The 326-nt window shown below is 68.7% G+C and carries 1 protein-coding gene; it reads left to right on the forward strand.

The window, feature by feature from the left end:
* On the forward strand, positions 1-326 hold a 326-nt coding region (locus EXE44_RS18810), incomplete at both ends, for a hypothetical protein (RefSeq protein ID WP_137718103.1).

The raw sequence follows: 326 nt of genomic DNA on the forward strand, positions 1-326 counted from the left end.
GTCGACGAGGCGACCCTCCGGTATCTCGGTCGCGCGTTCGGTCGACGGGACGAGGTGAGCCAGACGTCGCTGTTCCCCACGAACAAGCCGGAGCGTCTCGCCGTGACGCTCGACGCCGAGTACCACCCCGAACTCGTCGGGGTCGTCTCGCTCGAACTCCGCGCGTACACGAACGGTGACTTTCACGTCTCGTACCACGAGCGACGCGCCGGCGACCGGCGGCAGTGTCGATGGGACCGCCACGACCAGCCGCACAACACGCGGGACCACTTCCATCCGCTCCCGGACGCAGACACGACAGCCGCGGTCGACCGGAGCTACGCGAC

Source organism: Halorubrum sp. SS7, from assembly GCF_005435055.1.
GTDB classification, from domain to species: Archaea; Halobacteriota; Halobacteria; order Halobacteriales; family Haloferacaceae; genus Halorubrum; species Halorubrum salinarum.